Genomic DNA, 20,792 nt, shown 5'->3' with positions numbered 1-20,792 from the left:
CGCAGGACGTGTACGACGTTTAAGTCTCGCGTAACAGCAGACGGGCGTAGCCTAGGGCAGCCGCCAGTCGACCGGCTCTGCTCCCATCCCGGCGAGTAATTCGTTGGCGCGGCTGAACGGACGCGAGCCGAAGAATCCGCGTGAGGCCGACAGCGGCGAGGGGTGCGGCGACTCGATCGCCACGCAATTGCCCTCTGCCAGCACCGGTTTGAGCGTCGACGCATCGCGACCCCACAGGATCGCCACCATCGGCTGCGACCGCCCGACCAGTGCGCGGATGGCGCACTCGGTGACGGCCTCCCAGCCCTTGCCGCGATGCGACGCCGGGTTGCTCGGCCGCACCGTCAGAACCCTGTTCAACAGCAGCACCCCGCGCTGCGCCCACGGCGTCAGATCGCCGCACGAGGGCTGCGGGTATCCCAGGTCGGCGGAGTATTCGTCGAAGATGTTGGACAGGCTGCGCGGGAGCGGACGCACCTCAGGGGCCACCGAGAAGCTCAGACCCACCGCGTGGCCGGGTGTCGGGTAGGGGTCTTGCCCGACGATCAGCACCCGCACCTGATCGAATGGAAAGGTGAAGGCGCGCAATACGTTCGGCCCTGCGGGCAGATACCTGCGGCCGGCCGCGAGCTCGTCTCGCAGAAACTGCCCCATCTTGGTCACCTGCTCGGCCACCGGCTCGAGTGCGGCCGCCCACCCCTGCTCGACGAGTTCACTCAACGGTCGTGCGGTCACCGCGCAACCCTAACCCGCGAACGACTGCCAGCCCGCGTATCCCTGCCACTCGGCGCCGTCGACGAGCACCCGGGCCGGCCCGTCGAGCACCTGCCCGATGACGCGCCACCCGGACGGCACCGGGCCGGCGAAACAGGCCACCAGGGCGTGATCTTCGCCGCCGCCCAGCACCCACGACCATGGATCGACGCCGGCCGCCGCGGCCGCCGCGCTCAGCGCGTCGCGGTCGGGCTGCAGTGCCGCGGTGGACAAGTCGATACCCGCACCCGAGGAGTCGGCAACGTGCCGCAGATCGGCGACCAGGCCGTCGGAAATGTCGATCATCGCCTGCGCGCCCGCAACCGCGGCCACCGCGCCCTGGCCGTACGGCGGGGCGGGCACCAGATGGCGGGCACGCAGTTCGTCGAATCCACCAATCGCCTTGTGCCACAGCGAGTATCCGGCAGCCGAGCGGCCCAGTTCACCGGCGACGGCAACCACGGCGCCGGGTTTTGCCCCCGCGCGCAACACCGGCGCCCGACCGCCCAGGTCGCCCAGCACCGCCACCGACAGCACCCACAGCGGCGCGCTGACCAGATCGCCGCCGACGATGCCGGCGCCGACTCGCGCCGCCTCGTCCCACATTCCGTCGACCAGCGCGGCCGCGTGCGCCGTCGGCGTATCGGCCGGAGCACCGAAGCCGACGACGAACGCCGTGGGCCGCCCGCCCATCGCCTCGATGTCGGCGGCGTTTTGCGCGATGGCCTTGCGGCCGACATCGTGCGGCGTGGACCAGTCCAGGCGGAAATGCCGGCCTGCCACCAGCATGTCGGTCGACACCACGCTGCGGCCGTCGCCGGCCGACACCACCGCCGCGTCGTCACCGGGCCCGAGCAGCACGGCATCGGGCTGACTGCGGCCACGCACCAGCCGGTCGATGACGCCGAATTCGCCGAGCTGCCCCAAGGTGGGCGACTCCCCGGCAGCGTCTTCGCCCACATCACCTCCTGCACCGCCCAGGTGAGGCTCTCGTACAGCGGTCCCACCTGCGGTAAGTTTGGTCCCTGCCCGCGCGAGCGGACGGCGCCAGTGTATGAGATGGGAGGTGCCCGGGTGGTCGATGCCACGGGCGTCGACGGCCCGGCGATGATGACCGGTTCGGACTCCGACGACCCAGGCGGACCACCGCGGGCACTGTTGATCGCCGCGGTCCTGGTGGCGGTCGTCGCGATCGGAGTGGTGCTCGTCATCGCCGCCACCCGCGAGGCTCCACCGGAGCCGGTCGCCCTGCCCACCGTGCCGGCGCCGCAGGCCGGCAGCTCCGCATGCGACGCGCTGCTGGCGGCCTTGCCGCAGCGGCTCGGCGACTATCAGCGCGCGCCGCTGGCGGCGCCGGCTCCCGAGGGTGCGTCCGCCTGGCGCACCGGAACCGGCGACCAGCCGGTGGTATTGCGCTGCGGACTCGAACGTCCGACCGCCTTCGTGGTGGGATCCGCGATCCAGATCGTCGACCGGGTGCAGTGGTTCGAGGTGGCGGCCGATCAGCAATCCGCCGGTGACGCAGGCAGATCCACCTGGTACACGGTGGACCGGCCGGTGTATCTGGCGCTGACCCTGCCGCCGGGATCCGGGCCGACACCGATCCAGCAGCTCTCCGAGGTGATCGATCGCACCATCACGGCGGTGCCGATCGACCCCGCCCGGCCACCCGAGCGTTAGCGCAGACCCGTGCCCCGGGCGATGGCGGTCTCGACCATGGTCGCCAACAGACTCCGATAGTCGATGCCGCTGGCCGCCCACATCCTCGGGTACATCGAGATCGTGGTGAACCCCGGCATCGTGTTGACCTCGTTGATCACCGGTCCGTCGTCGGTGAGGAAGAAGTCGACGCGGGCCAGGCCCTGGCAGTCGATGGCCTTGAACGCCCGGATGGCCAACTGGCGCACGCCGTCGGCGATGTCGTCGTCGACCTTGGCGGGCACGTCCAATTCGGCTGCGTCGTCGAGGTATTTGGTCTCGAAGTCGTAGAAGCCGTCCTCGCGTCCGCGCACACCGGCCACCCGGATCTCTCCGACCGTGCTGGCTTCTATGCTGCCGTCCGGCATTTCGAGCACACCGCACTCCAGCTCGCGACCGTTGATCGCGGCTTCGACGATCACCTTCGGATCGTGGCGGCGGGCATCGTCCACCGCGGCGGCCAATTCGTCCCAGCTCGTCACCCGGTTCACGCCGATCGACGAACCCCCGCGTGCGGGTTTGACGAACGCCGGCAATCCCAGCCGCTCACGCTCCTCGGGGGGCAGCGTCTGCGCCGACGGGCGCAGCACCGCATACGGCCCGACCGGAATTCCCTCGGCGGCAAGCAGCTTCTTGGTGAATTCCTTGTCCATCCCGACCGCGCTGGACAACACCCCGGCCCCGACGTAGGGCACGCCGGCGAGCTCGAGCAGCCCCTGGATCGTGCCGTCCTCGCCGTAGGGGCCGTGCAGCACCGGGAACACCACGTCGACGGATCCCAGAACCTCGCCGGCGCCCGGCGGCAGCGACACCAACTGGCCACGGCGCCGCGGATCGGCCGGCAGCGCCAGCTCGGTTCCCGACTCGGTGGTCACCCCGGGCAGCCGGCGATTGCTGATCGCCAGCGCATCCGGGTCGCCGTCGGTGAGTACCCAGGACCCTTCGGGGGTGATGCCGATGGCGACCACATCGAACCGTTGCGGGTCCAGGTTGCGCAGGATGCTGCCCGCGGACACGCACGAAATGGCGTGCTCGTTGCTGCGTCCACCGAAGACCACGGCGACGCGCACCCGGCTGCTGGCGTTCACAACCTGGAGAGGCTACCGCCTGGGCCCCCGACGGGTCCGGGCGCCGACCCGGAGCGGGGATTTGCCGAACCGCCGGCCCGCATCGAACTCATTCCGGTTTGGTGCTGCGACCGAGCAGCAGGGCCATCGCCTCGTCGACCGAAAGCCCCCTGTGACAGACCCGGTGCACGGCGTCGGTCAGCGGCATCTCGACGTCGTAGCTGGACGCCAGCGCGAGCACGGATTCGCACGATGTCACGCCCTCGACGACGTGGCCGTCCTTCCCCTCGAGCGCCGACTGCATGCTAGCGCCCCGCCCCAGCCGCTCCCCCATCGAACGGTTGCGCGAATGCGGTGAGGTGCAGGTAGCGACCAGATCGCCCACCCCGGCCAGGCCGGCCAGCGTCGCGCCCTTGGCGCCCAGCGCGATGCCCAGCCGCATGATCTCGGCCAGACCGCGGGTGATGATCGCCGCGGCGGTGTTTTCGCCGAGGCCGACGCCGGCCGCCATCCCGCACGCGAGCGCGATGACGTTCTTGCAGGCTCCGCCGATCTCGGTGCCGACCACATCACTGTTGGTATACGGGCGGAAATAACCGGTGTTCAGCATCCGCTGCAGGGCGACCGCCCGGCCGGAGTCACTGCATGCGACCACGGTGGCGGTCGGTTGACACTCCGCGATTTCACTTGCCAGGTTCGGCCCGGAGATCACCGCGACCTGCGACGTGTCGGCGCCGGTCACCGAGACGATGACCTGGCTCATGCGCATCAGGGTGCCCAGCTCGATGCCCTTGGCCAGGCTGACCAGCGTCGCGCCGTCGGCGATCAGCGGAGCCCACCGCTCGAGGTTGCTGCGCAGGTTCTGGGCCGGGACGCCCAGCAGCACCGTCGTCACACCTCGCAGCGCCTCGCCCGCGTCGGCGGTGGCCCGGATACCGGCAGGCAGCAAGGTGCCGGGCAGGTAGGCGGGGTTGTAGCGGGTGGTGTTGATCTGCTCGGCGACGTCGGATCGCCGGGCCCACAGCCTGATCTCGGCTTCTGGTCCGCCGGCCTCGGCGAGCACCTTGGCCAGCGATGTTCCCCATGCTCCGGCGCCCATCACCGCAATGGCGCCCGCTGTGCCGGCCATTTCCCATCCCGATCTGTCAGTCGCATCCGCAGCCGCTACACCCTAGAACGCCGGACGGGCGGACGCCACCATGTCCCCCGCAAGCGGGGGCGATGCCCCCAGCTCGTGACGGGGTGACATCGCCCGCTGGCAGGATTGACGTCATGAGCGGCACACGAGGGGACGGCGTCGGCGATGTCGCGTTGATCATCGCCGTCAAGCGGCTGGCCGCCGCCAAGACCAGGCTGGCTCCGGTGTTCTCGGCGCAGACCCGCGAGACCGTGGTGCTGGCCATGCTGGTCGACACCGTGACGGCCGCCGCGGGAGTCGGCTCGGTCGGCTCGATCACCGTCATCACGCCCGACGACGCCGCGGCGGCCGCGGCGGCAAGACTCGGAGCGCAAGTGATCGACGACCCGACGCCCGACGGCGACGACGATCCGCTCAACCAAGCGATCGCCACCGCGGAACGTTCGGTCGCTGAATCGTTTCCCAACGTTGTTGCGCTGCAAGGTGATTTGCCCGCACTGCAGACACAGGAGCTGGCCGAGGCGATCACTGCCGCACGCGGTTACCGGCGCAGCTTCGTTGCCGATCGGCTGGCGACCGGCACCGCCGCACTGTGCGCATTCGGCACCGCGCTGGATCCCCAGTTCGGGTCGGATTCGGCGGCGCGGCATCGTCGTTCGGGTGCGATCGAGCTGACGGGTGCGTGGCCCGGGTTGCGCTGTGACGTCGACACCCCCGCCGATTTGGTGGCCGCGCGGCGACTCGGCGTGGGAGCGGCAACCGCTCGCGCGATCGCCCACCCGTGAGAAAGGCAGCGTGGCAAACCTGTCCGGGGGGTAAACGGCATGCCAACGGCGAATGGATCTCTACCGAGCGCTAGCAGCACCGAGGGGTGATGAGCAATGATTCCATCGTGACCGAAATCGAAGCTGAAGCGCGGCTTGACGAAACCGAGTGGCAACCCGGCGACAGCGCCCTGGGAGCGCCTCCCGCGACAACCCCCGCCATGATCGACGATGCGCTGCCGGAGGACCGGTACCTCAACCGTGAACTGAGCTGGCTGGACTTCAATGCGCGGGTGCTGGCGCTGGCCGCCGACACCTCGCTGCCGTTGTTGGAGCGCGCCAAATTCCTGGCGATCTTCGCGTCGAACCTCGACGAGTTTTACATGGTCCGGGTCGCCGGCCTCAAGCGTCGCGACGAGATGGGACTGTCGGTCCGTTCGGCCGACGGCCTTACGCCGCGAGAGCAACTGGCCCGCATCGGTGAGCAGACGCAGCGAATCGCGACCCGGCACGCGCGCGAGTTCCTCGACTCGGTGCGGCCGGCGCTGGCGCAAGAAGGCATCTATATCGTCACGTGGGCCGATTTGGATCAGGCCGAGCGCGACCAACTGTCGACCTATTTCACCGAGCAGGTCTTCCCGGTCCTGACCCCGCTGGCCGTCGACCCGGCGCACCCGTTCCCGTTCGTGAGCGGGCTGAGCCTGAACCTGGCCGTCACGGTCAAGGACGACGGCGGCCAGCACTTCGCCCGAGTCAAGGTGCCCGACAACGTCGATCGCTTCGTCGAACTCGGCAGCGAGGACGGGAACGAGGGGCAGGTCGTGCGCTACCTGCCGACGGAAGAGCTGATCGCGGCGTTCCTGCCGGAGCTGTTCCCGGGCATGGAAATCGTCGAGCACCACGCGTTCCGCATTACCCGCAACGCCGACTACGAAGTGGAAGAGGACCGCGACGAGGACCTGTTGCAGGCGCTGGAGCGGGAATTGGCGCGCCGGCGCTTCGGTTCGCCGGTGCGGCTCGAGGTCGCCGACGACATGACCGAGAGCATGCTGGAGCTGCTGCTGCGCGAACTCGACGTGGATCCCGGCGATGTCATCGAAGTTCCCGGGCTGCTCGACCTTTCGTCGCTGTGGCAGATCTACGGCATCGACCGGCCGGCGCTGAAAGACTGGACGTTTGTTCCGGCCACCAGTCCCGCCTTCGCGGACCGGGAGACACCCAAGAGCATTTTCGCGACGCTGCGCGAAGGCGATGTGCTGCTTCACCATCCGTATGAATCGTTCTCCACGAGCGTGCAGCGATTCATCGAGCAGGCCGCCGCCGACCCCAACGTGCTGGCGATCAAGCAGACGCTGTACCGCACTTCCGGTGACTCGCCGATCGTCCGGGCGCTGATCCAAGCCGCCGAAGCCGGAAAGCAAGTCGTGGCAATGGTGGAGATCAAGGCTCGCTTCGACGAGCAGGCCAACATCCGCTGGGCACGCACCCTCGAGCAATCGGGCGTGCACGTCGTCTACGGCTACGTCGGACTCAAGACACACTGCAAGACCTGCCTGGTGGTGCGTCGCGAAGGTTCAACCATTCGGCGCTACTGCCACATCGGGACCGGCAACTACAACGGGAAGACCGCACGGCTGTACGAAGACGTCGGTCTGCTCACGGCGTCCCCCGATATCGGGGCGGACCTGACGGACTTGTTCAATTCGCTGACCGGCTACTCGCGCAAGGTTTCCTACCGCAATCTCTTGGTTGCCCCGCACAGCATCCGGACCGGCATCATCGAACGTGTCGAGCGCGAGATCGCCGCGCACCGCGAGCACGGCGGCGGCCGGATCCGGATGAAGATGAACGCTCTGGTCGACGAGCAGGTGATCGACGCCCTGTACCGCGCGTCGCGAGCCGGGGTGCGGGTCGAGGTGGTGGTGCGCGGGATCTGCGCGCTGCGCCCTGGCGCGGAAGGCTTCTCGGAGAACATCTCCGTGCGTTCGATCCTCGGCCGGTACCTGGAGCACTCGCGGATCATGCATTTCAGTCGCATCAACGAGTTCTGGATCGGCAGCGCCGACATGATGCACCGCAACCTCGACCGTCGCGTCGAGGCCCTGGTTCAGGTCAAGGATCCGAAGCTGACCGCCTATTTGAACGACTTGTTCGACTCGGCGCTGGACCCGTCCACGAGGTGCTGGGAGCTCGAGTCCGACGGGCAGTGGGTCGCATCGCCGCGGGAAGGTCACTCCGTGCGCGACCACCAGGAATCACTGATGGAGCGCCACCGCGGCGCATAACGCCGTGTGGTAATTTTCCAAGCCACCCCTTGGCCGGCGTGGCGTTGGCCGAATTGACCTGCAGGAGTGAGGTGTCGGACCAGAACTCGTCAGGCGGTCGGCGCTCAGGGAAGCGGATCGTCTACGCCGCGGGCGCGGTGCTGTGGCGACACAGCAGTGCTGATTCGGACAACCCCGAGCTCGAGATCGCTCTCATCCACCGTCCCCGCTACGACGATTGGTCGCTGCCCAAGGGCAAGGTGGACCCGGGCGAAACCGCACCGGTGGCCGCGGTACGCGAGGTGGCCGAAGAGACCGGACACCACGCCATCCTCGGCAGACGCCTGAACAAGGTGAGCTACCCGATCGACCAGGGTGTCAAAAAGGTGTACTACTGGGCGGCGCGCAGCACCGGCGGCAAATTCGTACCGGGCAAAGAGGTCGACGAATTGATCTGGTTGCCCGTCGCCGATGCGATGAAGAAACTCGACTACGCCCAGGATCGAAATGTGTTGCGGCGCTTCACAAAACAACCAGCAGACACCCGTACCGTGTTGGTGGTGCGGCACGGCACCGCGGGCCGGAAGTCGCGCTTTTCCGGGGACGACACCAAACGCCCGCTGGACAAACGAGGACGCGCCCAGGCGGAGGCGTTGGTCGCACAGCTGATGGCGTTCGGTGCCACCGACGTGTATGCCGCCGACCGGGTGCGCTGCCACCAGACGGTCGAACCGCTCGCCGAGGAGCTCGGTGTGCGAATCGAGAACGAGCCCACGCTCACCGAGGAGGCCTACGCCAAGAGCCCCAAACGGGGCCGGCACCGGATGCTGCGCATCGCCGGCCACAAGGGCACACCGGTGATCTGCACGCAGGGCAAGGTGATTCCGGATCTGATCAGCTGGTGGTGCGAACGCGACGGGGTGGACCCGGACAAGTCACGCAACCACAAGGGCAGCACGTGGGTGCTGTCGCTGTCCAAGGGCCGACTGGTGGCCGCCGACCACATCGGCGGTGCGCTGGCCGCCAACGTTCGGGCCTGACACGCGAAATACCCTTCGGGGGCAGGAATGCCGCCGAAGGGTACTCGCGTCTGAACCCGGTTGACTTACTTGCGACCGCGCTTGGCGGCGGCCTTCTTGGCCGGCGCCTTCTTCGCGGCCTTCTTGGCCGGAGCCTTGGTCGCGGCCTTGCGCACCGGAGCCTTGGCCGCGGTCTTCTTCACGGCCTTGACCGCTTTCTTGGCGGGAGCCTTGGTGGCGGCCTTCTTGGCGGGAGCCTTGGTGGCGGCCTTCTTGGCGGGAGCCTTGGTCGCGGCCTTCTTGGCCGGGGCCTTGGTCGCGGCCTTCTTCACCGCGGCCTTCTTGGCGGGAGCCTTCTTGGCAGCCTTCTTGGCTGCGCCTGCAACAACACCACGTTTCACGGCCGGTCCTTCCGACGGGAGGCGCTGTGCGCCAGCAACAACCGCTTTGAATTGAGCACCCGGGCGGAACGCGGGGACGGACGTCGGCTTTACCTTCACCGTCTCACCGGTCCGCGGGTTGCGGGCCACACGCGCTGCGCGGCGCCGTTGTTCGAACACACCGAACCCGGTGATGGTCACGCTGTCGCCCTTGTGCACCGCACGCACAATGGTGTCGACAACATTCTCGACGGCGGCGGTCGCCTGCCGACGGTCCGAGCCCAATTTCTGTGTGAGCACATCTATGAGCTCTGCTTTGTTCATCCAAACCCTCCGAAGCCAGTGGTCCCATTTTGGGAACCGACTAGCGAACACGGTAAACCCTCACCTAGCAAATTTCCAAGCGCCACGCGCAATTTCACGGCCAAGCGACAGGAAATTCCGGAATCTGGTTGCCGCCCTTGGTCGGTGACGCGGGCGAAAAATAAGCCTTGCTACCTAAGGCGATCGGGGTGAATTCCCGCCCCGATCATTCGCTCACGGGGCGGGCAGGGTGCCCGGTTTCCAGTCCGGACGGGCCGCCTCGAAAGATTCGATCTGGTAGAGTTTCTGCAGCGTAAGGGCTATATCGTCGAGTCCTTCGAGCAGTCGCCACGCGGTGTGGTCGTCAATCTTGAACGGCAGCACCGTCGTTCCCGCGGTGATATTTCGATCTTGAAGATTGGCAGTGATTTCCAGTCCTGGACTCTGCTCGATCAGCTTCCAAAGCAGTTCCACACCGTCCTGGCTGACTTCGGCGGCCAGCAGCCCCGCCTTGCCCGCGTTGCCCCGGAAAATGTCACCGAATCGAGACGAGATGACTACCCGGAACCCGTAGTCCATCAACGCCCACACCGCGTGCTCGCGCGACGATCCGGTCCCGAAGTCGGGTCCGGCGACCAAGACCGAGCCTCGGTCAAATGGACTGAGATTGAGCACGAATGACGGATCTGAGCGCCACGTCGCGAACAAGCCGTCCTCGAAACCGGTTCGGGTGACCCGCTTCAAATACACCGCGGGAATGATCTGATCGGTATCGACATTGGACCGCCGCAGCGGCACGCCAATCCCGGTGTGGGTGTGAAAGGCTTCCATCTTCGTCCTCGATTTCGTTTTCAGTTCAAGTCGGCCGGGGTAGACAATGTGCCGCGGACCGCGGTCGCCGCCGCGACGGCCGGTGATACCAAATGCGTACGGCCGCCTTTGCCCTGCCGCCCTTCGAAGTTGCGGTTGGACGTGGCGGCGCAACGCTCGCCGGGCGCAAGCTGATCGGGGTTCATGCCCAGGCACATCGAGCAGCCGGCCTGCCGCCATTCGGCGCCGGCAGCGGTGAATACCTCACCTAGCCCTTCGGCTTCGGCTTGCGCCCGCACCCGCATCGAGCCCGGGACGACCAGCATTCGCACGCCCTGGGCCACTGTGCGACCGCGCAGCACATCGGCAACCACCCGCAGATCTTCGATACGACCGTTGGTACAAGACCCCACGAACACCGCGTCGACGGCGATTTCGCGCATCGGCATACCCGGCCGAAGGTCCATATATGCCAACGCTTTCTCCGCGGCCTGGCGCTCGTCGTCGTTGGTCATCAATTCCGGATCCGGCACGGCCGCACCCAGCGGTACGCCCTGGCCGGGGTTGGTGCCCCAGGTGACGAACGGGGTCAACGACCGCGCATCGAGATAGACCTCGGTGTCGAAGACGGCGCCGTCATCGGTGCGCAGCCGTTGCCAGTACTGCAGCGCGGCGTCCCACTGCGCGCCGGTCGGCGCGTGCGGCCGGCCGCGCAGGAATTCGTACGTCGTCTCGTCCGGTGCCACCATTCCGGCCCGCGCCCCGGCCTCGATACTCATGTTGCAGACCGTCATCCGGCCTTCCATGGATAGCGATTCGATCGCGCTGCCCCGGTATTCGATGACATGGCCCTGCCCCCCGCCGGTGCCGATCTTGGCGATCAGCGCGAGGATGATGTCCTTGGCGCTCACGCCGGGCGGCAGGTCGCCGTCGACATTGACCGCCATTGTCTTGAAGGGCCGCAACGGCAGGGTCTGGGTGGCAAGCACATGCTCGACCTCCGAGGTGCCGATGCCCATCGCCAGTGCGCCGAATGCGCCGTGGGTGGACGTGTGACTGTCCCCACAGACAATCGTCATTCCCGGTTGGGTCAGCCCCAATTGCGGCCCGACGACATGCACGATGCCCTGCTCGATGTCGCCCATCGGATGTAGCCGGACACCGAATTCGGCGCAATTGCGCCGCAATGTCTCGACCTGAGTGCGCGATACCGGGTCGGCGATCGGCTTGTCGATGTCGACGGTGGGCACGTTGTGGTCCTCGGTGGCCAGCGTCAGATCCGGGCGGCGCACCGGGCGGCCGGCCAGGCGCAGGCCGTCGAACGCCTGCGGGCTGGTGACCTCGTGCACCAAATGCAGGTCGATGTAGATCAAGTCGGGCCCGCCGCCCCCCTCGCCTGCCGAGCCGGATACCACAACGTGGTCCTCCCATACCTTTTCGGCCAGGGTGCGCGGCTTACCACCTGGTGCGTCGGTTCCCATCGTGAACTCGCCTCTATTCGCCTCATTCGCGGCTCGCCGATCAATCTTGGCTGTGATCTCAGAATGCGAGACGCTAGTATCTCTTTATGAGACAGCATAGCGGCATCGGCGTGCTGGATAAAGCCGTGGATGTGCTGCACACGATCGCGGAATCTCCCTGCGGGTTAGCCGAACTGTGCGAGCGAACCGGTTTCCCCCGCGCCACCACGTACCGACTTGCCGCCGCGCTGGAGGTACATCGCCTGCTAGCGCGCGACGACGAAGGACGTTGGCAGCTGGGTCCGGCGCTGACCGAACTCGCCGCCCACGTCGACGATCCGTTGCTGGCGGCCGGTGCGGCGGTGCTCCCCCAATTGCGGGAAACCACCGGCGAAAGCGTGCAGCTGTACCGCCGCGAGGGCACCTCGCGGGTCTGCGTGGCCGCCCTGGAACCGGCTGCGGGCCTTCGCGATACGGTTCCGGTCGGCGCGCGGCTGCCGATGACGGCGGGTTCGGGGGCGAAAGTCTTGCTGGCACACAGCGATGTCGCCACGCAAAAAGCGGTGCTGCCGACGGCGAAGTTCACCGACCGGACGCTGGCCGAGGTACGCCGGCGCGGGTGGGCGCAAAGCGTTGCCGAGCGCGAGCCGGGGGTGGCGAGTGTGTCGGCGCCGGTGCGCGATGGCCGCGGAGTGGTCGTCGCGGCCATTTCGGTGTCAGGGCCCATCGACCGGATCGGCCGGCGGCCCGGGGCGCGCTGGGCCGCCGACCTTCTCTCGGCCGCCGACGCCATGGCCCGGCGCTTGTAATCGTCTCGAATGTGTGTCCAGGGCGGCGAGTGTGCGTGTGGGACGCCCATGACTTCGGGTGTGCACCCACGGCTTCGGGTGTGCACGCACGGCTTCGGGTGTGCACCCACGGCTTCGGGTGTGCACCCACGGTGGGCCCGCCCGGCGTGTCGTCGCCGCACGGCGCACACTCAAAGCCACCAGCGCACGGTCACCGCTGGGCATTTGACAGACTGACGCCATGGGAACCAATCAGCGCGCGACCATCGTCATGTCCGACGATGAGATCGCCGATTTCGTCGTCAAGAGCCGCACCGGAACTATGGCCACCATTGGCTCCGACGGCCAGCCGCATTTGACCGCCATGTGGTACGCCGTCGTCGACGGCGAAATCTGGCTGGAGACAAAAGCCAAGTCGCAGAAAGCGGTCAACCTGACCCGCGACCCCCGGGTGACCTTCCTGATCGAGGACGGCGACACCTACGACACGCTGCGCGGGGTTTCCTTCGAGGGCGTCGCGGAGATCGTCGACGACCCCGAGGTCGCGCACCGGGTCGGGGTCAGCGTATGGGAACGCTACACCGGTCCCTACACCGACGAGATGAAGCCCTTCGTCGAGCAGATGATGAACAAGCGGGTCTGCGTCCGGATCGTCGCGCGGCGCACGCGCTCGTGGGATCACCGCAAACTTGGATTGCCGCCGATGCCGGTGGGTGGTTCCACCGCACCGGCAGTGCTGGGGACCGGCCAGTAAATATGTAGCCCCGATGGGATTCGAACCCACGCTACCGCCGTGAGAGGGCGGCGTCCTAGGCCGCTAGACGACGGGGCCAGAACCGATCCGAGCTGCCAGCATAGCTCACCCGACGGGGGCCACCTAATCGCTGACAGCGTGCCGGATTTTGCTGGGGTACCAGGACTCGAACCTAGAATGGCTGAACCAGAATCAGCTGTGTTGCCAATTACACCATACCCCATTGGCTGCCTAAAACCGCTGCTCAGAGCAGTTTTCGCGGGCTAGTGCCAGCGTCTGAAGCCGCTCTGTCAGCCGTTGTGGGCCGACGAGCAGAGTACCAAAGATTTAGACGGCGCCCGCGCGCGCGGCCCGCAACCGCGCCAGGCTGCGGTCGCGGCCGAGCAGCTCCAGCGACTCGAACAGCGGCGGGCTGATCGTCGTCCCGGTCGCGGCGACCCGGATCGGGCCGAACGCCTTGCGCGGTTTGAGCGCCAGACCGTCGATCAGCGCGGCTTTGAGGGCTTCCTCGATCGCGGCGGCGGTCCAGTCCGGCACGCCGTCCAGGGCCGCCACCGCGGCCTCCAGTACCGCGACTCCGTCCGGCCCGAGTTCTTTCGCGGCCGCCTTGGGGTCGATCGCGTATTCGTCGTCGTTGAGGAAGCGCAGCAGGTCCCACGCGTCACCGAGCACCACGATGCGGGTCTGCACCAGCTCGGCGGCCGTCGCGAATCCGGCGTCGTCCAGTCCGGTGTCGTGGCCGTGCACGGCGAAGTAGTCGCGCAGCCTGCCGGTGAAGTCGGCGACGTCGAGCATCCGGATGTGTTCGGCGTTGAGCGCGTCGGCCTTCTTCTGGTCGAAGCGGGCCGGGTTGGAGTTGACGTCGACGACGTCGAACGCGGCCACCATTTCGGCCAGGCTGAACAGATCGTGGTCGTCGGCGATCGCCCAGCCCAGCAGCGCAAGGTAATTCAGCAGGCCCTCGGGGATGAAACCCCGGTCGCGGTGAGCGAACAGATTGGACTGCGGGTCGCGCTTGGACAGCTTTTTGGTGCCCTCCCCCAATACCGTTGGCAGGTGCGCGAATTCCGGAATGCGTTCGGCCACCCCGATCCGGATCAACGCCCGGTACAACGCCAGCTGACGCGGCGTCGACGGCAACAGGTCCTCACCGCGCAGCACGTGGGTGATCTTCATCAACGCGTCGTCACACGGGTTGACCAAGGTATATAAGGGATCTCCGCTGGCGCGGGTCAGCGCGAAATCGGGCACCGAGCCCGCCGCGAAAGTCGTGGTCCCGCGCACCAGGTCATTCCAGGCGAGATCCTCGTCGGGCATCCGCAGCCGCACCACCGGCTTGCGACCCTCGGCCAAAAACGCCGCGCGCTGCTCCTCGGTGAGCTCGCGGTCGAAATTGTCGTAGCCCAATTTGGGATTGCGGCCGGCGGCGACGTGGCGGGCCTCGACCTCCTCCGGCGTCGAAAACGCGTGGTAGGCCTCGCCCGCGGCGAGCAGCTTGTCCACCACCTCGCGGTAGATGTCGCCGCGCTGCGACTGCCGGTACGGGCCATGGGGACCCCCGACCTCGGGCCCCTCGTCCCAATCCAGCCCGAGCCAGCGCAACGCGTCGAGCAGGGCCAGATAGCTTTCCTCGCTGTCCCGCTCGGCGTCGGTGTCCTCGATGCGAAAGACGAAGGTGCCCCCGGTGTGCCGGGCGTAGGCCCAGTTGAACAGCGCGGTGCGAACCATCCCGACGTGCGGGGTGCCGGTGGGCGACGGGCAGAACCGGACCCGAACGGCGCCCGGGGAGGTCACGACTTTCCTTTTCGGACCACGGGATTGGACAGGGTGCCGATGCCCTCGACGGAGATGGCGACGGTGTCGCCGTCCTCGATGGGCCCGACGCCGGCCGGCGTCCCGGTGAGGATGAGATCACCCGGCAGCAGGGTCATCACCGCCGAGATCCATTCCACGATCGCACCGACGTCGTGAATCATCAGCGAGGTGCGGCTGTCCTGTTTGACTTCGCCGTTCACCTCGGTGCGCAATGCGAGGTCGGCCGGGTCGATGTCGGTGACGACCCAGGGCCCGACCGGGCAGAAGGTGTCGTGCCCCTTGGCGCGAGTCCATTGGCCGTCGGCCTGTTGCTGATCGCGCGCCGACACGTCGTTGGCGATCGTGTAGCCCAGGATGTTGTCGGCGGCCTGGGCGGCGGGCACGTCCTTGCACGGCCGGCCGATCACCGCGGCCAGCTCCCCCTCGAAGTGCACCGGTGATGCGTTGGCGGGCAAGCGAATCGGGACGTTCGGCCCGATGATGGCGGTGTTGGGCTTGAGGAAGATGATCGGATCGGCCGCGGCCGGGCCCGTCGCGAAGCTTGCCATCTCCGCGACGTGGTCGGCGTAGTTCTTGCCGACGCACACCACCTTGCCGGCCAGCATCGGGGCCAGCAGCCGGACGTCGGCGACCGGCCAGGAGCGGCCGGTGAACGTCGGGGTGCCGAAGGGGTGCTCGGCGATCTCGCGGGCAGTCATCGCGCCGGGGTCCTCCAGCGGACCCTCGATGCTGACGAAGGAGACACCGTCCGGGCTGGCGATTCGACCTAGGCGCATTCATTTGAGCCTAGTGACGGTCGCGAGCCCGGCAGCAGCCGGGCGCTGCCCGGCACGTGACCGCTGACTCTTACCCGCTTGTGCCGCCACGACCACGGCAGCGGCAATGGCGGCCCGACTCGGCGCGTTGATCACCGCCGCCGGCCTGGAAAGCTAGAGCCCGGCTGCGATCCGTTCGCCGACTTCGGTGGTGGAAAGCCGTTCGTCCCCGCGAGACGCCAGATGCGACTCGACCGCCCGGTCCACCCGGCTGGCAGCCTCGGTCTCACCAAGGTGGGCCAGCAGCAGACCCACCGAGACGATGGCCGCGGTCGGATCGGCGATGCCCTTGCCGGCGATGTCGGGCGCGCTGCCGTGCACGGGCTCGAACATCGACGGGTTCGTCCGGGTGGCGTCGATGTTTCCGCTGGCGGCCAAGCCGATTCCGCCGGACACCGCGGCGGCCAGGTCGGTGATGATGTCGCCGAACAGGTTGTCGGTGACGATCACGTCGAAGCGCCCGGGGTCGGTGACCAGGAAGATGGTGGCGGCGTCGACGTGTTGGTAGGCGACCTCCACGTCGGGATAGTCCGCACCGACCTCGGCGAACACGCGCGACCACAGTTTCCCGGCGAAGGTCAGCACGTTGTTCTTGTGCACCAACGTCAGATGCTTACGACGCCGCTGGGCCCGCTCGAACGCGTCCTTGACCACGCGCCGCACCCCGAACGCGGTGTTGACGCTGACCTCGGTAGCCACCTCGTGGACAGTTCCGACGCGGATCGCGCCACCGTTGCCGGTGTAGGGGCCTTCGGTCCCCTCGCGTACCACCACGAAATCGATCTCGGGATTGCCCGCGAGCGGGCTGCTCACGCCCTTGTACAGCTTGGCCGGCCGCAAGTTGACGTGGTGGTCGAGCTCAAAGCGCAAGCGCAGCAACAGCCCTCGCTCCAGCACGCCGCTGGGCACCGACGGGTCACCGATCGCGCCGAGCAGGATCGCGTCATGCTCGCGCAACTCGGCCAGCGCCGACTCCGGCAGCAGCTCGCCGGTGGCGTGGAAACGCCGTGCGCCCAAATCGTATTCGGTCTTCTCGACGCCCGGCTTGACCGCATCAAGGATCTTGACCGCCTCGGCGACTACCTCCGGCCCGATACCGTCGCCGCCGATGATCGCCAATTTCATGACAGGTCAACCACTTCCAGCTTGTTCGCGCCGACAGCATGCGAGATCGCCGACCGTACGTCGCCGGGCACGTCTTGGTCGAGCCGAAGCAGGATCGTCGCGCTCGGACCCTCGGCGTCCTCGGAGAGTTGCGCGGCTTGGATGTTCACCCCGGCCTCGCCCAGTATGGTGCCGATCTTGCCCAGCGCGCCGGGCGCATCGGCGTAGTTGATCACCAGGTTCGTGCCCTGAGCGCGCAAATCGAAGTTGCGCCCGTTGATCTGAACGACCTTCTCCACCAACTGCGGACCCGACAGCGTGCCGGCGACGTTGACGCTGGAGCCGTCGTGGGCCACGGCGCGCACGTCCAGAACGCTGCGGTGGTTGGGACTCTCGGTGGCCGTGCTGATTTCGGCGGTCACGCCGCGTTCGGCCGCCAGCGCGGGCGCGTTGACGAAGGTGACCGGGTCCTCGATGATCGCCGAGAACAGGCCACGCAGGGCCGAAAGCTTCAGCACCTCAACGTCTTCGGACGCCAGCTCGCCGCGCACCTGCACCGACAGCGACGCGGGCAGACCGTCGGACAGCGCGGCGGCGAGCACGCCGAGTTTGCGCGCCAGGTCCAGCCAGGGCGCCACCTCCTCGTTGACCACGCCGCCACCGACGTTGACCGCGTCCGGCACGAACTCCCCCGCCAGGGCCAGGCGCACACTCTCGGCGACGTCGGTACCGGCCCGGTCCTGCGCCTCGGCCGTGGACGCACCCAGGTGTGGCGTCACCACCACCTGCGGCAACTCGAAAAGCGGGCTGTCGGTGCACGGCTCGGAAGAGAACACGTCGAGGCCGGCCGCGCGCACGTGGCCGCTGGTGATCGCTTCGGCCAGCGCGGCCTCGTCCACCAGGCCGCCGCGCGCGGCGTTGACGATGATGACGCCGGGCTTGGTCTTGGCCAGCGCCTCCTTGTCGATCAGGCCCGCGGTCTCGGCCGTCTTCGGCAGGTGCACCGAGATGAAGTCGGCGCGGGTCAGCAGTTCGTCCAGGGGCAGCAGTTCGATGCCGAGCTGGGCGGCGCGCGCCGGTGCGACGTAGGGGTCGTAGGCGATGATGTGGGTGCCGAACGCCGCGATGCGCGACGCGACCAGCTGGCCGATGCGGCCCAGGCCCACGATGCCGACGGTCTTGTCGAAAAGTTCGGTGCCCGAGAACGACGATCGTTTCCAGGTGCGTTCACGCAGGGTGGCGTCGGCCGCCGCGATCTGGCGCGACGCGGCCAGCAGCAGCGCGATCGCGTGCTCGGCGGCGCTGTGGATGTTCGACGTCGGGGCGTTGACCACCAGGACGCCGCGCTCGGTGGCGGCGTCGACGTCGACGTTGTCCAGTCCGACCCCGGCACGGGCGACGATCTTGAGTTTGGGGGCGGCTGCCAATACCTCGGCGTCGACGGTGGTCGCGGACCGCACCAGCAGCGCGTCGGCCTCTGGCACCGCTGCCAGCAGCTTCTCCCGGTCCGGACCGTCTACCCAGCGCACCTCGACCTGGTCGCCCAGGGCGGCGACAGTTGATTGAGCGAGTTTGTCGGCGATTAACACAACAGGCAAGTTCACCCGACCAGGTTATAGGCCAGCCTCTCCGCTGCAATTGGGCGATGGACGTCACCGTCGTCGGCGGCCGTGATCCGCGCCCGGGTCGGCCTCAAAGTGCAGGTCGCCGAGCCGCAGCCGACGTTGGGCGCGGGCGCCCGCCCTGCTCGCGACATTGAGTTTTCCGGAGTCGAACACCGTGCCCGGCGGCGGCGTTGGCGTCGCCGTTCCTCGCGCGGTTCGACCTGCCCGCGCGCGGCGTGCGACTGGCCGTCGCGGACATCGCCTACAGCAACCGCTGCCGGGCCGACCTGCGCCCGCACGGCGGCGAGGTGACGGCCGGGGTCGAAATCACTTCTCCGCCTGGGCCGCCAAAGCATTGCGCGGCTACCGATCTGGCCCCTGCCGCCAGGGTCGATTTCGTGCTCAGCGACGACACCGGCTCCCAAGGTCGGCGGCCACGCAGCCCGTTGCTTCCGATTTCGGCGTCGACAAAATGCCCGCCCGCCGACCAAGCTAACTGCGTGACCAAACTCGCGATCATCTACTACTCGGCCACCGGCCACGGCACCACGATGGCCAACCGTGCCGCGGCGGCGGCCGCGGCGGCCGGCGCCGAGGTCCGGGTGCGTCCCGTCGCCGAGACCCGCGACCCGGAATCCTTCGCGCAGAACCCGGCCTGGACGGCGAACTACAACGCCACCAAGGATCTGCCCGCGGCCACCGGTGACGACATCGTGTGGGCCGACGCGGTGATCTTCGGCTCGCCCACCCGGTTCGGTTCACCGGCGGCACAGTTGCGCACCTTCCTGGACTCGCTCGGCGGATTATGGGCCGACGGCAAGCTGGCCGACAAGGTGTACGCGGGTTTCACCTCGTCGAACACCGTGCACGGCGGCCAGGAGACCACGCTCGTCGCGCTCTACCTGACGCTGATGCACTTCGGCGGCATCCTGGTGCCGCCGGGGTATACCGATCCGTGCAAGTTCGTCGATGGCAACCCGTACGGCGCCAGCTTGGTCACCACGCACGACAACATCGAAGACATCGGCGACGTCACCGGCAACGCGCTCGAACACTTGGCGCGCCGGGTGGTGACGGTCGCCGACCGCCTGACGGCATAGCGCCCGCCGCGACACTCAAGCCACGCACACGACACGCCGAAAACGATCGCCATGGTTTAAGTTTCGCGGCCGCGACGGGCGGCGAGAGCGAAAAGCGTTATGCCGTCTCGGTGATCGGGCGGTCCACCCAGCTCATCAGGTCGCGCAGCTTCTTGCCGGTGACCTCGATGGGGTGTTCGGCGTTCTCCTTGCGCAACTGCTCGAGCTGCTTGTTGCCGCCCTCGACGTTGGCGACCAGTTTCTTGGTGAACTCGCCATTCTGGATGTCGCGCAGGATCTCTCGCATCCGCTCCTTGGTGCCGGCGTCGATGACCCGCGGGCCGGACAGGTAGCCGCCGAACTCCGCGGTGTCGGACACGGAGTAGTTCATCCGGGCGATGCCACCCTCGTACATCAGGTCGACGATCAGCTTGAGCTCGTGCAGCACCTCGAAGTACGCCATCTCCGGCGGGTAGCCCGCCTCGACCATCACGTCGAAACCGGTCTTCACCAATTCCTCTGTGCCACCGCACAACACGGCCTGCTCGCCGAACAGATCGGTCTCGGTCTCGTCCTTGAAGGTGGTCTTGATGACGCCGGCCCGGGTGCCGCCGATGGCCTTGGCGTAGGACAGCGCCAGCGCCTCGCCCTTGCCGGTCGGGTCCTGGTCGATCGCGATCAGGCAGGGCACGCCCTTGCCGTCGACGAACTGCCGGCGCACCAGGTGCCCGGGGCCCTTCGGGGCGACCATCGCGACCGTGACGTTGCCGGGCGGCTTGATCAGGTCGAAGTGGATGTTGAGGCCGTGTCCGAAGAACAGCGCGTCGCCGTCGTTGAGGTTGGGCTCGATCTCGTTCTTGAAAATGTCGGCCTGCGCGGTGTCGGGCGCCAGCAGCATGATGACGTCGGCCCACTTGGCGACCTCGGCCGGGGTGTCGACGTCCAGACCCTGCTCGGAGACCTTGGGCCGCGACTTCGAGCCCTCCTTCAAGCCCACCTTCACCTGCACGCCGGAGTCGCGCAGGCTCAGCGAATGCGCGTGCCCCTGACTGCCGTATCCGATCACGCCGACCTTGCGACCCTGGATGATCGACAGGTCTGCGTCGTCGTCATAGAACATCTCTAATGCCTCTGGCACGGTGAATCTCTCTTTCTCGTTGGACTTTGCCGAATATGT

The 20,792-nt window shown here is 67.6% G+C and carries 19 protein-coding genes and 2 tRNA genes; 7 read left to right on the top strand and 14 right to left on the bottom strand.

Going from position 1 to position 20,792, the window contains the following annotated elements:
* Window positions 1-51 precede the first annotated feature (51 nt).
* Window positions 52-735, bottom strand: a complete 684-nt coding sequence (locus BN973_RS10525; protein WP_036467951.1) for a uracil-DNA glycosylase — start codon at window positions 733-735, stop codon at window positions 52-54.
* A 9-nt stretch (window positions 736-744) separates the two neighbouring features.
* Window positions 745-1,713, bottom strand: coding sequence for a thiamine-phosphate kinase (locus BN973_RS10520; RefSeq protein ID WP_036467950.1), 969 nt, complete (start codon window positions 1,711-1,713; stop codon window positions 745-747).
* Window positions 1,714-1,860: 147 nt separating this feature from the next.
* On the opposite strand from BN973_RS10520, the gene BN973_RS10515 reads away from it, so the two are divergent.
* The gene (locus BN973_RS10515; RefSeq protein ID WP_036472261.1) at window positions 1,861-2,433 is read left to right on the top strand and encodes a DUF3515 domain-containing protein; all 573 of its coding nucleotides are present in this window, start codon (window positions 1,861-1,863) and stop codon (window positions 2,431-2,433) included.
* On the opposite strand, the gene BN973_RS10510 is transcribed toward BN973_RS10515, so the two are convergent.
* The gene (locus BN973_RS10510) at window positions 2,430-3,539 is read right to left on the bottom strand and encodes a D-alanine--D-alanine ligase family protein (RefSeq protein WP_036467949.1); all 1,110 of its coding nucleotides are present in this window, start codon (window positions 3,537-3,539) and stop codon (window positions 2,430-2,432) included. The two genes, BN973_RS10515 and BN973_RS10510, sit on opposite strands and share 4 nt — an antisense overlap.
* Window positions 3,540-3,627: 88 nt before the next feature.
* On the bottom strand, window positions 3,628-4,647 hold the full coding sequence (locus BN973_RS10505) for an NAD(P)H-dependent glycerol-3-phosphate dehydrogenase (protein ID WP_036467948.1): 1,020 nt from the start codon (window positions 4,645-4,647) through the stop codon (window positions 3,628-3,630).
* Between the two features lie 143 nt (window positions 4,648-4,790).
* Here BN973_RS10505 and cofC point away from each other — a divergent pair, with 143 nt between their 5' ends.
* The 3 genes from cofC (at window position 4,791) to mutT1 (ending at window position 8,724) form a co-directional block, all read left to right on the top strand.
* Window positions 4,791-5,441, top strand: coding sequence for a 2-phospho-L-lactate guanylyltransferase (cofC, locus tag BN973_RS10500; protein ID WP_036467947.1), 651 nt, complete (start codon window positions 4,791-4,793; stop codon window positions 5,439-5,441).
* An 86-nt stretch (window positions 5,442-5,527) separates the two neighbouring features.
* Window positions 5,528-7,705 carry an RNA degradosome polyphosphate kinase gene (locus tag BN973_RS10495; RefSeq protein ID WP_036467946.1) on the top strand — a complete coding sequence of 726 codons (2,178 nt, stop codon included), beginning with the start codon at window positions 5,528-5,530 and terminating at the stop codon, window positions 7,703-7,705.
* 71 nt (window positions 7,706-7,776) lie between these two features.
* Entirely contained in the window at window positions 7,777-8,724 is a 948-nt protein-coding gene (gene mutT1 / locus BN973_RS10490; protein ID WP_036467945.1) for an 8-oxo-(d)GTP phosphatase MutT1, read from the top strand.
* Window positions 8,725-8,789: 65 nt separating this feature from the next.
* Here mutT1 and BN973_RS10485 read toward each other — a convergent pair whose 3' ends face one another.
* From BN973_RS10485 to leuC, 3 genes are all read right to left on the bottom strand, one after another.
* The gene (locus tag BN973_RS10485; RefSeq protein ID WP_036467944.1) at window positions 8,790-9,407 is read right to left on the bottom strand and encodes an HU family DNA-binding protein; all 618 of its coding nucleotides are present in this window, start codon (window positions 9,405-9,407) and stop codon (window positions 8,790-8,792) included.
* A 213-nt stretch (window positions 9,408-9,620) separates the two neighbouring features.
* Window positions 9,621-10,217 (bottom strand): 3-isopropylmalate dehydratase small subunit, encoded by a 597-nt coding sequence (gene leuD, locus BN973_RS10480; protein WP_036467943.1) that lies wholly within the window; start codon window positions 10,215-10,217, stop codon window positions 9,621-9,623.
* A gap of 20 nt (window positions 10,218-10,237) precedes the next feature.
* Complete coding sequence (gene leuC / locus BN973_RS10475) at window positions 10,238-11,677, bottom strand: 3-isopropylmalate dehydratase large subunit (protein ID WP_036467942.1); 1,440 nt, start codon at window positions 11,675-11,677, stop codon at window positions 10,238-10,240.
* 86 nt (window positions 11,678-11,763) lie between these two features.
* On the opposite strand from leuC, the gene BN973_RS10470 reads away from it, so the two are divergent.
* Together BN973_RS10470 and BN973_RS10465 are read left to right on the top strand one after the other, a co-directional pair.
* Window positions 11,764-12,465, top strand: coding sequence for an IclR family transcriptional regulator (locus BN973_RS10470; protein ID WP_036467941.1), 702 nt, complete (start codon window positions 11,764-11,766; stop codon window positions 12,463-12,465).
* A gap of 220 nt (window positions 12,466-12,685) precedes the next feature.
* Window positions 12,686-13,198 (top strand): pyridoxamine 5'-phosphate oxidase family protein, encoded by a 513-nt coding sequence (locus BN973_RS10465; protein WP_036467940.1) that lies wholly within the window; start codon window positions 12,686-12,688, stop codon window positions 13,196-13,198.
* Window positions 13,199-13,203: 5 nt separating this feature from the next.
* Here the strand turns inward: BN973_RS10465 and BN973_RS10460 are convergent.
* The 6 genes from BN973_RS10460 to serA form a co-directional block, all read right to left on the bottom strand.
* Window positions 13,204-13,276: transfer RNA gene (locus BN973_RS10460), tRNA-Glu, on the bottom strand.
* A 73-nt stretch (window positions 13,277-13,349) separates the two neighbouring features.
* Window positions 13,350-13,421, bottom strand: a tRNA-Gln gene (locus BN973_RS10455).
* Between the two features lie 104 nt (window positions 13,422-13,525).
* A complete protein-coding gene (gene gltX, locus BN973_RS10450) occupies window positions 13,526-14,992 on the bottom strand; it encodes a glutamate--tRNA ligase (protein ID WP_084163362.1) in 1,467 nt (488 codons plus the stop codon).
* Window positions 14,989-15,789, bottom strand: a complete 801-nt coding sequence (locus BN973_RS10445) for a fumarylacetoacetate hydrolase family protein (protein ID WP_036467938.1) — start codon at window positions 15,787-15,789, stop codon at window positions 14,989-14,991. Before BN973_RS10445 ends, gltX begins: the two co-directional genes overlap by 4 nt.
* A 153-nt stretch (window positions 15,790-15,942) precedes the next feature.
* The gene (locus BN973_RS10440; RefSeq protein WP_036467937.1) at window positions 15,943-16,953 is read right to left on the bottom strand and encodes a 3-isopropylmalate dehydrogenase; all 1,011 of its coding nucleotides are present in this window, start codon (window positions 16,951-16,953) and stop codon (window positions 15,943-15,945) included.
* Window positions 16,950-18,536 (bottom strand): phosphoglycerate dehydrogenase, encoded by a 1,587-nt coding sequence (gene serA, locus BN973_RS10435; RefSeq protein ID WP_036467936.1) that lies wholly within the window; start codon window positions 18,534-18,536, stop codon window positions 16,950-16,952. The genes BN973_RS10440 and serA overlap by 4 nt, the downstream gene beginning before the upstream one ends.
* A gap of 500 nt (window positions 18,537-19,036) precedes the next feature.
* Between serA and wrbA the strand changes: the two genes are divergently transcribed.
* Window positions 19,037-19,636 carry an NAD(P)H:quinone oxidoreductase gene (gene wrbA, locus BN973_RS10430; RefSeq protein WP_036472260.1) on the top strand — a complete coding sequence of 200 codons (600 nt, stop codon included), beginning with the start codon at window positions 19,037-19,039 and terminating at the stop codon, window positions 19,634-19,636.
* A 97-nt stretch (window positions 19,637-19,733) separates the two neighbouring features.
* Here the strand turns inward: wrbA and ilvC are convergent, their stop codons facing one another.
* A complete protein-coding gene (gene ilvC / locus BN973_RS10425) occupies window positions 19,734-20,735 on the bottom strand; it encodes a ketol-acid reductoisomerase (RefSeq protein WP_036467935.1) in 1,002 nt (333 codons plus the stop codon).
* Window positions 20,736-20,792: the final 57 nt, after the last annotated feature.

Source organism: Mycobacterium triplex, from assembly GCF_000689255.1.
Taxonomy (GTDB): Bacteria; Actinomycetota; Actinomycetes; order Mycobacteriales; family Mycobacteriaceae; genus Mycobacterium; species Mycobacterium triplex.
This window is presented reverse-complemented; position numbering and strand designations above follow the sequence as displayed.

What these genes read in the sequence shown, in the direction of transcription:
- BN973_RS10440 (WP_036467937.1), bottom strand. Translation starts at nt 16,953, where the DNA reads ATGAAATTGGCGATCATCGGCGGCGACGGTATCGGGCCGGAGGTAGTC.
- BN973_RS10515 (WP_036472261.1), top strand. Translation starts at nt 1,861, where the DNA reads ATGATGACCGGTTCGGACTCCGACGACCCAGGCGGACCACCGCGGGCA.
- cofC (WP_036467947.1), top strand. Translation starts at nt 4,791, where the DNA reads ATGAGCGGCACACGAGGGGACGGCGTCGGCGATGTCGCGTTGATCATC.
- leuD (WP_036467943.1), bottom strand. Translation starts at nt 10,217, where the DNA reads ATGGAAGCCTTTCACACCCACACCGGGATTGGCGTGCCGCTGCGGCGG.
- leuC (WP_036467942.1), bottom strand. Translation starts at nt 11,677, where the DNA reads ATGGGAACCGACGCACCAGGTGGTAAGCCGCGCACCCTGGCCGAAAAG.
- BN973_RS10470 (WP_036467941.1), top strand. Translation starts at nt 11,764, where the DNA reads ATGAGACAGCATAGCGGCATCGGCGTGCTGGATAAAGCCGTGGATGTG.
- BN973_RS10445 (WP_036467938.1), bottom strand. Translation starts at nt 15,789, where the DNA reads ATGCGCCTAGGTCGAATCGCCAGCCCGGACGGTGTCTCCTTCGTCAGC.
- BN973_RS10505 (WP_036467948.1), bottom strand. Translation starts at nt 4,647, where the DNA reads ATGGCCGGCACAGCGGGCGCCATTGCGGTGATGGGCGCCGGAGCATGG.
- BN973_RS10465 (WP_036467940.1), top strand. Translation starts at nt 12,686, where the DNA reads ATGGGAACCAATCAGCGCGCGACCATCGTCATGTCCGACGATGAGATC.
- ilvC (WP_036467935.1), bottom strand. Translation starts at nt 20,735, where the DNA reads ATGTTCTATGACGACGACGCAGACCTGTCGATCATCCAGGGTCGCAAG.
- BN973_RS10485 (WP_036467944.1), bottom strand. Translation starts at nt 9,407, where the DNA reads ATGAACAAAGCAGAGCTCATAGATGTGCTCACACAGAAATTGGGCTCG.